This is a genomic window from Streptomyces sp. NBC_00464, assembly GCF_036013915.1.
Lineage (GTDB): Bacteria > Actinomycetota > Actinomycetes > Streptomycetales > Streptomycetaceae > Streptomyces.
The window spans coordinates 201,739-213,309 of sequence record NZ_CP107901.1; the positions used below are offsets into that span (position 1 = coordinate 201,739).

Below are 11,571 nucleotides of genomic sequence, written 5' to 3' on the forward strand. Positions count from 1 at the left end.
CATGAACAGCTCCGCAGACCGCACAGCCGAGGGCGGGGACCGGGTCCAACGGGCACTCCGCGCGCTCCTGGAGGAACGCGACCGTCTCCGGCAGGAGAACGACGACCTGAAGGCCGGCCGCGCCGAGCCCATCGCCGTGGTGTCCATGGCGTGCCGCTACCCGGGAGGCGTGTCCTCGCCCGAGGAACTGTGGGAGGTGGTCCGCGACGGCCAGGACATGGTGGAGGAGTTCCCGCGGAACCGCGGCTGGCGGGACGTGTACGACCCGGACCCCGACACCCTCGGCAGCTCGTACACACGCCACGGAGGATTCCTGCGGGACGCGGACGCGTTCGACGCGGGGTTCTTCGGCATCAGCCCGCGCGAGGCACTGGCGATCGACCCGCAGCAGCGCCTGCTCCTGGAGACGTCGTGGGAGGTCTTCGAGCGGGCGGGCATCGTTCCCGCCGATGTGCGCGGCGCCGACGTCGGCGTCTTCTCCGGAGTGATGTTCCCCGAGTACGGGATGCGCTTCCTGGAGGCGAGCGGGAACGACCTGGAGGGCTACCTGCTGCACGGCAGCGCGATGAGCGTCGCCTCCGGACGGGTCGCGTACGAACTGGGCCTGACCGGACCGGCGGTGACCGTGGACACGGCCTGCTCGTCCTCGCTGGTGGCCATGCATATGGCGATGCAGTCGCTGCGCTCGGGAGAGAGCTCGCTCGCACTGGCGGGCGGGGCGTCGCTGATGGCGACACCCGCGATCTTCGTGGAGTTCTCCCGCCAGCGCGGTCTGGCGGCCGACGGCCGGTGCAAGTCCTTCGCGGACACGGCCGACGGGACCGGCTGGGCCGAGGGCGTGGGCGTGCTGCTCCTGGAACGGCTGTCCGACGCCCGCCGCAACGGCCACCCGGTCCTCGCCGTCCTGCGCGGCTCCGCGGTGAACCAGGACGGGGCCAGCAACGGGCTGACCGCTCCCAACGGCCTCGCCCAGGAGAAGGTGATCCGCAGGGCGCTGGCCAACGCCGGGGTCTCGGCATCCGAGGTGGACCTGGTCGAAGCCCACGGCACCGGAACCAAGCTGGGTGATCCCATCGAGGCAGGCGCGCTGCTGGCGACGTACGGGCAGGGCCGGCCCGAAGGCAGGCCGCTCTGGCTGGGATCCCTGAAGTCGAACATCGGTCACTCCATGGGCGCCGCCGGAGTCGGCGGGGTCATCAAGACCGTACTGGCCATGCGCCACCAGCACCTGCCCAGGACCCTGCACGTGGACACGCCCTCCCCGCACGTGGACTGGTCGTCGGGGGCGGTCGAACTGCTGGTGGAGGGACGGGAGTGGACCCGGCCCGACGGTCCCCGGCGGGCCGCGGTGTCGTCGTTCGGCGTCAGCGGCACCAACGCGCACATCATCCTGGAAGAGGCCCCGCAGCAGGCCCCGCAGCAGGAACAGGCCGTCGAGGGCGGCGCGGCCCCGGGAGCCCTCGTGCCCTGGGTGCTGTCAGGCAAGAGCGCAGCGGCCGTGGCGGGACAGGCCCTCAAGCTGCACGACTTCGCCGCCGCCGATCCGGATCTCGACATCGCCGACGCCGGCTGGTCGCTCCTGTCGAGCCGGAGCCGGTTCGACCACCGCGCGGTGGTACTCGGGCACGGCCGGGACGAGTTGCTCAGCGGCCTGACGACGCTCGGCGCCGGCGAGGAGTCCGCTACGGTGGTGCGCGGCAGGGCGCGGGAGCTCGGCGGGACGGTCTTCGTGTTCCCCGGGCAGGGTTCCCAGTGGGTCGGCATGGGCCGTCGGCTGTACGAGACCTTCCCCGTCTTCGCGCAGAGCCTCGACGCGTGCGCGGCCGCGCTGGCCGAGTTCGTCGACTGGTCACTGATCGACGTGGTGCGCGGGGTGCCCGGGGCACCGACGCTGGACCGGGTGGACGTGGTGCAGCCCGCACTGTTCTCCGTGATGGTGTCCACGGCCGCGTTGTGGCGCTCCTGGGGTGTGGAACCGGCCGCGGTGGTGGGGCACAGCCAGGGCGAGATAGCCGCTGCCCACGTCTGCGGCGCCCTGTCGCTGCGCGACGCCGCCAAGATCGTGGCGCTCCGCAGCAAGGCCCTGGTGGATCTGATCGGGCACGGCGGGATGGCGTCGGTCGCGGAGTCCGCGGACTTCGTGGCGGAACACCTCGCGCCGTGGCAGGGCCAGGTGAGCATCGCGGTGGTCAACGGGCCCAGCTCCGTGGTGGTGTCCGGGGAACCGGACGCGCTCGACGAGTTCGTCGAGAAGATGAAGGCCGACGGCGTCCAGGCCAAGCGGATAGCGGTCGACTACGCGTCCCATTCGCACCACGTGACCCGGGTCCGCGACCAGGTGATCGCCCCGCTGACCGACATCGGCCCCACGACGTCGGCGCTGCCCTTCTACTCGACCCTGTACGGCAAGGTCATCGACACCGCCGGGCTGAATGCCGACTACTGGTACAACAACCTGCGCGAGAAGGTCCTCTTCGCCCCCTCCGTACAGCAGCTGGCCGAAGACGGGTTCCGGGTGTTCATCGAGATGAGCCCGCACCCCGTGCTGACCGTCCCCGTCCAGGAGATCGTCGAGGACCTGGACGCGGTGGTCCTTTCGTCGTCGCGGCGCAACCGCGACGAAGTGGAAGCCGTGGTCGGCTCACTGGCCCAGCTCCACGTCCAGGGCGGGACCGTGGACTGGGACGCCCTGTTCGGCACGCGCCGGCGGGTGAATCTGCCGACGTACGCGTTCCAGCGTCAGCACTACTGGCTGAACTCCTCGCACCCGGGGGCGACGGCGCACGTGCCCGCGCCCGAGCCGGCGCCGGCCGTGGCGGACGACGAGCCCGTCACCCTGTCGGAGCTGGTCGCCCCGCTGCCCGACGACGAGGCGACGGTCCTCGTCCTGGACCATGTCCTGACGAAGGTCGCCGTAGTGCTCGGACACCCCTCCGGCGAGAGGGCCGACCCCGACCAGGAATTCAAGGACATGGGCTTCGACTCGCTGCTCTCGGTGCAGCTGAGCAAGGGCCTGACGTCGACGACCGGACTCAAGCTGAAGCCGAACCTCGTGCTGCGGCACCCGACACCGAGGCGGGTCGCCGGGCACCTCGTGACCGCGATGGCCGATGTCCGCCGGCGGTGAATCCAGGGTGTGCGGGGCCCCCGTGGCCCCGTACACCGTCCGAAACAGCTGACCCACTTCCGTGACGGCGAAGGCCTTCTCCGAACGCCTTCGCCTTCCGGCCGCTTTGCTGAGGAGATGATTTCTGTGCGTTCGTTCGGTGCGTCGTCTGCGCACAAAGGGTTGTGGCGGGCGCAGGAAATGTTTCCCGACACCCTGAACCATGCGCTGACCATGTGGAACGTGAACGGCGCGCTCGACGCGTCGGTCATGGAATCCGCGTTCCTGCACGTGATGAACGAGGCGGAGGTGCTGCGCGTCAACTTCGTCGACGACGGCAGCGGGCTGCGCCTGGTGCCCAGGGAGCTGGGGGACTGGCGACCGTTCTTCCTCGACCTCGGCGCCGAGGACGACCCGGAGCGGGCGGCGCGCGAAGCGCTGGCCGAGATGGTGCGACAGCCCTTCGCCCTGGACCGGGACCTGCTGTTCCGGCTGGGGGTGGTCAGACTCGGGGCGGCCCGCTCCGTGCTGGTGATCATCTACCACCACCTCATATCGGACGGATTCGGCGCGGCAGGCCTGCTGTCGCGGCGCCTCGCCGAGGTGTACACGGCGCTGTCGCGGGGTTCGGACGTACCGGAGCTGCCGCACCCCTGGGACGTCGAGTCGTTCACGGCCGAGGCCACGCAGTACAACGCCTCCGAACAGTTCGCCGAGGACACGGAGTTCTGGCGCGACTACCTCGCGAACGCGCCGGCCCCCGCGCAGGTCCCGCGCGCCACGCTGCCCGAGACGACGCGGTCCACGCTCTTCGAACCGACGTGCGACGCCGACCGCTGGGGCGAGCTGACCGAACCCATCGGCATGGTGAGCCGCACGCTGGCCGTGCCGCGCGCCGAGGCGGCCGCCTGGACCGAGACCGCGAAGTCCATGGGCGTGTGGATGTCGTCGATGCTGACCGCGGCCGTGGCGGTCTACCTGCGGCACCGCTGCGACCGCCCGGAGTTCCTCCTCTCGCTGGCCGTGGCCAACCGGGTCGGGGTGGCGAGCAGGACGCCCGGTCTGGCGGTGAACGTGGTGCCGGTACGGGTGAAGGTGCCGCTCGGCGCGACCTTCACCGAGGTCGCCGACGCGATCGGCGACGAGACGTACGAGATCTTCGACCACGCAGCCTGCCACTACTCGGAGATCCAGCGCGTCAGCGGAACCGTCCTGGGCGATCGCGGCAGCTTCGGCGCCGTCGTCAACATCGTCGAGTTCTCCGAACACCTCCAGTTCGCCGACAACCCGGCGCGCTTCCTCGGCGGGACCACCGGGACCTTCGAAGAACTGGCGATCGGCGTCTACACCGACGGGACCGGCGACGGCGACCTCTTCATCCGGCTCGACGCCCCCGCGAGCCTGTACTCCCGCGCGGAACTCCGCTTCATCGGTGAGGACCTGATCGCGCACATCAACGCCGTCGCCGCCGCCGGCGAACAGCCCGTCGGCGCGCTGGACGTGGTGGGCGGCGTCGAGCGGAACCAGGTGATCACGCCGCCGGACGGCACGGCTGCGCCGCTGCCGGGGCTGACGGTTCCGGAGCTGTTCGCCCGCCAGGTGGAGCGAGCCCCCGACGCTGTCGCGATGGTGTCCGGGGATACGAAGGTCTCCTACCGGGAGCTGGACGAACGCTCCGGCCGCCTGGCAGAGGCGCTGCGACGCCGACGGGTCGGACCCGAGACGGTGGTGGCGGTCGCGCTGCCCCGGTCGGTCGATCTGGTGGTCGCCCTGCTGGGAGTGGCGAAGGCGGGCGGAGCCCATCTGCTGGTCGACCCGGCGCTCCCGGCCGAGCGGCTCACGTCGATGGCCGGTGACGCCTCGGTGAGCGCGCTGCTCACCGGTGCGGCGACAGCCGAAGCGCTCTCCGGTGCACTGGGCGTGCCGGCGATCGTGTTCGAGGACATCAGGCCGGACACCGTCGGGGACGCCGACGCTGCGGCACAGGCTCCGGTCCCGGTGCGTCAGGACGGCCTGCTGGCCGTGGCGTACGGCTCCGGCCTGACCGGTGAGACCGTGGCAGTCGGCGTGACGCACCGGAACATGGAACGCTTCGTCCTGGACCGCGGCCGGCGCGATGCCGGCACCGGCACCGTGCTGTGGCACGCGCCGCACGCCCATGACGCGCTTCCCGTCGAGGTGTGGGTTCCCCTGCTGAACGGCGGCCGGGTGGTCGTGGCGCCCGCGGGCGAGCTGGACGCCGACGCGCTGACCGAGGTGCGAGCGGCACACGGGATCTCCGCGGTCCGGCTGCCCGCACACCTGTTCTCGGCGATCGCGGCGGACCGCCCCGAGCGCCTCGCCGGGCTCCGCGAGGTGTGGACCGGCGGTGACCGCGTGTCCGCGGCCGCGGTGCGCCGGGTGCGAGAGGCATGCCCCGGACTGACGGTCCGCAGCGGTGACGGCCCGGTGGAGACGACCGTGTCCGACCACCCGGCGGACCACACGGCCCGTTACGTGCTCGGGCCGGGCCTGGCGCCGGTCCCCGTGGGCGTGACCGGTGAGCTGTACCTCGCCGGCCCCGGCGTGGCACGCGGATACCCGGGGCGGCCCGGGCAGACCGCGCAGCGCTTCGTGCCCGGCCCGTACGGTCCGCCCGGCAGCCTCATGTACCGGACCGGGGACCGGGTGCGCTGGAGCACCGACGGCCTCCTCGACTACGTGGGCCCGGCCGACGCCCATGCGGACATCCGCGGCAGCCGGGTCGTACTGGCCGAGGTCGAGGAAGCGCTGGCCGAGCACACCGGCCTCGCGCAGTCGGTGGTGGCCGTCGGCAAGGACGCCTCCGGGCAGCAACGCCTCGTGGCCTATGTGGTTCCCGCGGCCGGCCGGACCGTCGCGGCCGACGAACTGCGCCGGTTCGCCGCGGGACGGCTTCCGGAGTTCATGGTTCCGTCGGTGTTCGAGGTACTGGAACGCCTGCCGCTCACCGCCGGCGGAAGGGTGGACCGGGCGTCGCTGCCGGAGCCCGCGTTCGACGGTGAGAAGTACCGGGCACCGCGCGACCACACCGAGCGGGTGCTGGCCGAGGCGTTCGCCGACGTACTGGAACTGGACCGGGTGGGGATCGACGACGACTTCTTCGACCACGGGGGCAACTCGCTGCGGGCCATCAGGCTGACCGGCCTGATCCGCGCGGAGCTGAACCAGGAGGTGCCCATCCGCACGTTGTTCGCGGTGCGCACCATCGCCGGTCTGACCGACACGTGGAAGGACCTCGCCCGGTCCAGCAGGCCCACTCTGCGCAGGAGGACGAAGGAAGGCGCGGTGCTGTAGGCGTTCCTTCGCGACGACGCCCCGGCCGGCCCTGCCGACCGGGGCGTCGTCGGCGATCGGCTAGCGGACCGCCTCGGCAGCCGAGAGGTCCCGGACGGCCCCGGAGACGAGGTCGGCGACCTTCTGGCGGTGTTCGTCGAGATAGAAGTGGCCGCCCTGGAAGACGTGCAGGGCGAACTCGCCGGTGGTGTGCTGCTCCCAGGCTTCGGCCTCGGCGATCGTGGTGTGCGGATCCTCGGTGCCGACCAGCATGGTGATGGGGCAGTCGAGCCGGACACCGGTGGCCCGGGGGTGGGTCTCGATGGCCGTGTAGTCGCCCCGCACGGCGAAGAGGATCGAGGCCCTCAGGTGCTTGTTCTCCAGGTAGACGGGGTCGGTGCCGCCGACGGAGCGCAGCTCGTCGATGATGCCTTCGTCGTCACGGAGATGGACCGTTCCACCGCGCAGGAGCGAGGGCGGCGGGTAGCCGGAGACAAGCAGCCGGGCGGGCGGCGCGCCGGCGTCGTCCTGGTAGCGGCGGGCCACCTCGAAGGCGAGCACGGAGCCCATGCTGTGACCGAAGAAGACGGTGGGCCGGCCGTCCTCGCTGCGCCGCAGCGCCGCGTAGGTCAGGTCGGCGAGTTCGGCGAGAGTCTCGACGCAGCCCTCGGCACGCCGGTCCTGCCGTCCCGGGTACTGGACGGTGAGCACATCCAGTTCCGGTGAGAGAGCTTCCGACAGTGCGTGGAAGTAGCTCGCCGAACCCCCGGCGTGCGGGAAGCAGACGATGCGGAACTCACTGTCGTCGTTGGGGTGGAAGCGGTGTATCCACTGACCGTCGAACGTGCCTGACTCTGTCATGCCCAATCCTTCTGTCTCTGTGCTGAATTCGGTCCGCTGCGCAGGAGCGGTTCGAGCGCGACGGAACTGGACGGGAAGGAGCCGGTCATCCGGACAACGCGAGGCTCCCTGCGTGTCCCGCCGAAGGGACACGAGGCCCGGCCCGCACGGATGCCGCGATGCATCGGTGCACGCCGGCCAAGGGGGCGTACCGATACGGTTCTTCGTGCCGATCCATGGTGGCGACACGGTCGGCGGAATTTCAACCGTGTCCGGAGTCGGGGCTCCCCTGCGGGTGCCGCCGACGCGTGCCGGCGACCGAAGCGATTCACGCCGGGAAACGGACGGGGCGGCATCGCGGTGCGTCAGGACTTGGCGCGGATGATGTCGATGTTGCCGTACCGGGTGCGGGCGCGGACCTTGACGGAGCTCTCGCTGTTGGCCGGGGCCTCGGAGGAGGGGAGCATGTTGCGTACCTGGCCGGAGCTGGAGGTGGCGTCGAGCCAGGCGGCGGTGCCCTCGCGGATACCGATCTCGATGGCGCCGTACGAGGTCTCCAACTGGACGTTGCCCTGGACCACTTCACCCACCCGCAGGCTGCCGTGCGCGGTGGTGGCGGTGACCGAGTCCCTGGCGTGCGCGATGTCGATGTCGCCGCTGGCGCCCTTCACCCGCAGCTCGCCGAGGACCGAGCCGACGGTCGTGGTGCCATGCGAGTTCTTCAGGACGGCAGGTCCCTCGACGGTGCCGACGCGGACGCTGCCGGTGCTGGTGGTGATCTCGGCGGAGCCCTCGACCCGCTCCACGGTGACCGCGCCGTGCGAAGCGGTCAGCCGCAGCGGCCCGGTCTCCTCCAGACGGACGTCACCGGCCGAGTTCTTCACCTTGACCTCGCCGAGCCGGCCCTCGCCGCTGATCTGGGCCCAGGAGCCGGTCAGGTCGATGTCCGAGCCGGTGGGCAGTCCGACCGTCACGTCCACGACGCCGGGGCGGCGCAGCGCGTTGCGCGGCTTGGGCGTCTTCACGATCAAGGTGCCGCCGGCGTAGGTGACCTCGGTCTCCTTGGCGGCGCGGACGTCCAGGCTCTTGCTCGGGTCACGGGGCTGCACCTCGACGGTCGTGTCGAGCCGGTTCCCGGCGGAGAACCGGATGGAACCGGCCTCCACATGCGCGGTGACGGAGATCGCTTCGGGCGTGTCGAAAGAAGGCATGGCTGTCCCGTCCTCGTGAGTCGTTGCGGCGTCCCCGCTGGTGGGACGTGAAGGGAATGACGAGTGGTGCGAGCGAGATGGCGCGGGCGAAAGGGGCGGGGCGGCCCAGTCAGCGCACCCAGCCCGTGATGCTCTGCCCGGCCGACTGGATCTGGGTCCGGGCCTGCTCCGTCGTACGCGGCCGGTTGCCGCCCTCGACCGCGGCCGACACCGCACGCACCAGCCACGCGTTGACCGACAGGCCCTCACGGCCCGCGGCCTCCTCGGCGCGCGCCTTGAGAGGGGCCGGCAGCCGAAGATTGACGCGAGCGGTGCCGCCCTCCTCCCCTTCGGCCAGGCCCGCAGCCGGGGCCATGACTGGCTCGACCGGCATGGTCGCAGCCTCCATGGGGCCCTCCGCGGGCGGCAGCATCACCACGAAGTCGGGGTCGAGGCCCCGCAGCCGTACATCGACCGAACCGGGTGCGAGCTCCCGGGTGACCTCCCCCATCGCGGCGGACAGCACATTGAGCATCGTCAGCCGGGTCGCCGACTCGAGGGGAGCCGTCAGCCGCTCGGCCAGCTCGCGTGCATCTTGTCCGCCGGCCTCGGCGGCCACCGCGAGTTCACGGCGAAGCGAGTCGACATACGGGGTGAGGTCCATGACGTCATCATGGCACCACAGTGGCGCCATGCGCAAGTCCGAATGACGCCTCGTATGAGGTGAGCGCAGGCCGGGCGTTGTTTCCGGGCTGGCGCCATGGGGCGTTCGCCCCCGTCGTGAGAGGGGGAGCGGCGCTGATCACGCGCCTTCAGCTGCCTGTTCGTGGCTCCAGGCGTGAGCCCCGGTCGACTCGCCGCTGAAGTGCGCAACGGGCGCGTACGCGGAGAGGTCGTCCGACCTGCCGATTTACCGCCCCTTCTGCGTCGTGGCACCACTTCGAACATCAGTGGCACCGCTTCGGGCTCGTGTTGGTGCCAAATGTGTGCCATCATGGCATCATCGGTGGTGCGCCATTCGGCTTCCGAGGCCGGGATGCGCGTTTTCGCGGGATGACTGATCGAAGAGGTGGGGACGATGGAGACAGCACAGAGTCAGCAGCACGCGGCACCTGGCGCCTTCGTCGCCTTCGCTCGCTTCGTGCTCTGCGGCGGCGGAGTGGGACTCGCGTCCAGCTTCGCCGTGGCGGCCCTGGCCTCCTGCGTTCCATGGGCCCTGGCCAACGCCGCGGTCACCGTGGCTTCCACGCTTCTCGCCACCGAGCTGCACGCCCGCTTCACCTTCCGCGCAGGCAGTCGCGCGACCTGGCGCCAGCACGCACAGTCGACCGGCTCTGCCGCAGCCGCGTACGCGGTGACCTGCGCGGCCATGCTCGTCCTGCAACTGCTGGTGGCGGCGCCCGGCGCGGTGGTCGAGCAGGTCGTCTACCTGTCCGCCTCCGCCCTCACCGGCATCGTGCGGTTCGCAGTGCTGCGCCTCGTCGTCTTCGCGCGGAACCGTCCGCGGACCGCGGCCACCACCCGCACCACCCTTCCCGCGCCCGCGGCCGTGGCCCGTGCCACGGCACCGGCCGACCCGGCGGTTCTCTGCCACGCCGCCTGACCGCTTCGCCACGCGGATCGCGGCCGAGAACTCCGTCCCGCACCGGCCCGACGCCGAGCCGGGCCCAACAGATGTGAAGGAGCAACAACATGCCCATCAACCTTTCTGACCAGGTGCAGGACCATGCGCAGGACCAGGTGCAGGATCGCCCGGAGCTGTGGAGGGCGATCGAGGAGATCGCCGAGTCGGGCTTCGTCGGGGTGCAGCTGCGGGTGAACGACGAGCAAGGCGAGTGGGTCGGCAGCGCCGGGACCCGTGAGCTGGGCCGGAGCGCCAAGCCGCCGGCCGACGGTCACTTCCGTACCGGCAGCACGACCAAGAACTTCATCGCGACCACGGTGCTCATGCTGGTGGCCGAGGGCAGGATCGGCCTGGACGCCCCGGTCGACGCCTACCTGACCGAGTTCGGGCTCGACCGGCGCATCACGGTGCGGATGCTGCTGCAGCACACCAGCGGGATCTTCAACCACACCGGCGAGCTCTACGAGGACGGCACGATCGTGCTGGGCGTCCCCTGGCAGGGCAAGGAGTGGGTGGACAACCGATTCCACACGTACCTGCCCGAAGAGCTGGTACGGCTGTCGCTGTCCAAGCCGGCGCGGTTCGAACCCGGGACGGGCTGGAGCTACGCCAACACCAACTACGTACTGGCCCGGCTGGTGATCGAGAGGGTCACCGGCCGCTCGTTCGCCGAGGAGTTGCAGCGGCTGATCCTTGGGCCGCTGGGGATGACCGGCACCGTGGCGCCGGGCGCCTCGTCGGACATTCCCGAGCCGCACAACCACGGCTACTACCGCTACGAAGACGCCGGGCAGGAGAAGACGATCGATGTCACCCGGCACAACCCCACCTGGGTATCGGCCGGTGGCGACATGATCTCGACCACCCAGGACCTGCACACGTACTTCTCCGCGCTGATGGGCGGCAAGCTTCTGCCGGCCGCGCTGCTGGCCGAGATGCGCAGGCCGGAGGCCACGTTCGGCTACGGCCTGGGGGTGTTCGCGCAGGACATGGGACCGGGCGGCGGTACCGTCTTCCACCACAACGGCGCCACCATGGGCTCGGCGGCGCTGATGTACAGCACCGCCGACGGCAGCAAGACCCTGACTGCCGGACTGACCTATGTGGGCGATGCCGACCTGTCGATCGCACCGGCGTTCCAGGACGCCCAGCAGAAGCTCGTCAACGAGGTGTTCGGCGGCCGGCAGGCCGATCTGTCCCGGCCGGCGGCCTGAACATGGGTGACCCGTGCGCCTTGAGGTCAGGGGGTGCGGGGCAAGGCGGCCCAGGACACCGGAGTGCAGGGGATGCGGTCTCGGTGCCAGGTGGCACGGGACGGTTCGGCCGGGACCGGGCCGGAGCCGGCGGCCGCCTGGGCAAGGGCAAGGACGGCGGCGGTGACGGCGGCCAGCTCCTCCCGGGAGGGGGCGCCGCGCACGACGATGGCCATCGGCGTGCGGGTCCCCGCCGACACGACCGCCGCTGTGGACCTCCTGGTTTCTGTCGGTGTCATGGGGCTGCCTCCCACATGGGCGCTT

General features: G+C 71.1%; 8 protein-coding genes. 4 read left to right on the forward strand and 4 right to left on the reverse strand.

Annotation, left to right across the window (positions count from 1 at the left end; translation table 11 throughout):
• Position 1: 1 nt before the first annotated feature.
• Positions 2–3,127 carry a type I polyketide synthase gene (locus tag OG912_RS39800; protein WP_327713893.1) on the forward strand — a complete coding sequence of 1,042 codons (3,126 nt, stop codon included), beginning with the start codon at positions 2–4 and terminating at the stop codon, positions 3,125–3,127.
• Between the two features lie 117 nt (positions 3,128–3,244).
• A complete protein-coding gene (locus OG912_RS39805; protein ID WP_327713894.1) occupies positions 3,245–6,421 on the forward strand; it encodes an AMP-binding protein in 3,177 nt (1,058 codons plus the stop codon).
• A gap of 60 nt (positions 6,422–6,481) precedes the next feature.
• Here OG912_RS39805 and OG912_RS39810 read toward each other — a convergent pair whose 3' ends face one another.
• The 3 genes from OG912_RS39810 to OG912_RS39820 form a co-directional block, all read right to left on the reverse strand.
• On the reverse strand, positions 6,482–7,261 hold the full coding sequence (locus OG912_RS39810; RefSeq protein ID WP_327713895.1) for a thioesterase II family protein: 780 nt from the start codon (positions 7,259–7,261) through the stop codon (positions 6,482–6,484).
• A 344-nt stretch (positions 7,262–7,605) separates the two neighbouring features.
• The gene (locus OG912_RS39815; protein WP_327713896.1) at positions 7,606–8,451 is read right to left on the reverse strand and encodes a DUF4097 family beta strand repeat-containing protein; all 846 of its coding nucleotides are present in this window, start codon (positions 8,449–8,451) and stop codon (positions 7,606–7,608) included.
• Between the two features lie 109 nt (positions 8,452–8,560).
• Entirely contained in the window at positions 8,561–9,094 is a 534-nt protein-coding gene (locus OG912_RS39820) for a hypothetical protein (protein ID WP_327713897.1), read from the reverse strand.
• 414 nt (positions 9,095–9,508) lie between these two features.
• On the opposite strand from OG912_RS39820, the gene OG912_RS39825 reads away from it, so the two are divergent.
• On the forward strand, positions 9,509–10,033 hold the full coding sequence (locus OG912_RS39825) for a hypothetical protein (protein ID WP_326740899.1): 525 nt from the start codon (positions 9,509–9,511) through the stop codon (positions 10,031–10,033).
• An 89-nt stretch (positions 10,034–10,122) separates the two neighbouring features.
• Positions 10,123–11,268 (forward strand): serine hydrolase domain-containing protein, encoded by a 1,146-nt coding sequence (locus OG912_RS39830; protein ID WP_327713898.1) that lies wholly within the window; start codon positions 10,123–10,125, stop codon positions 11,266–11,268.
• Positions 11,269–11,294: 26 nt separating this feature from the next.
• Here the strand turns inward: OG912_RS39830 and OG912_RS39835 are convergent, their stop codons facing one another.
• Positions 11,295–11,546 carry an acyl-CoA carboxylase epsilon subunit gene (locus OG912_RS39835; protein WP_326740897.1) on the reverse strand — a complete coding sequence of 84 codons (252 nt, stop codon included), beginning with the start codon at positions 11,544–11,546 and terminating at the stop codon, positions 11,295–11,297.
• Positions 11,547–11,571 lie beyond the last annotated feature (25 nt).

Bases quoted from the DNA above. Each gene is read 5' to 3' on its own strand.
- OG912_RS39830 (WP_327713898.1), top strand. From the start codon at position 10,123: ATGCCCATCAACCTTTCTGACCAGGTGCAGGACCATGCGCAGGACCAG.
- OG912_RS39835 (WP_326740897.1), bottom strand. From the start codon at position 11,546: ATGACACCGACAGAAACCAGGAGGTCCACAGCGGCGGTCGTGTCGGCG.
- OG912_RS39815 (WP_327713896.1), bottom strand. From the start codon at position 8,451: ATGCCTTCTTTCGACACGCCCGAAGCGATCTCCGTCACCGCGCATGTG.
- OG912_RS39825 (WP_326740899.1), top strand. From the start codon at position 9,509: ATGGAGACAGCACAGAGTCAGCAGCACGCGGCACCTGGCGCCTTCGTC.
- OG912_RS39800 (WP_327713893.1), top strand. From the start codon at position 2: ATGAACAGCTCCGCAGACCGCACAGCCGAGGGCGGGGACCGGGTCCAA.
- OG912_RS39805 (WP_327713894.1), top strand. From the start codon at position 3,245: ATGATTTCTGTGCGTTCGTTCGGTGCGTCGTCTGCGCACAAAGGGTTG.
- OG912_RS39820 (WP_327713897.1), bottom strand. From the start codon at position 9,094: ATGGACCTCACCCCGTATGTCGACTCGCTTCGCCGTGAACTCGCGGTG.
- OG912_RS39810 (WP_327713895.1), bottom strand. From the start codon at position 7,261: ATGACAGAGTCAGGCACGTTCGACGGTCAGTGGATACACCGCTTCCAC.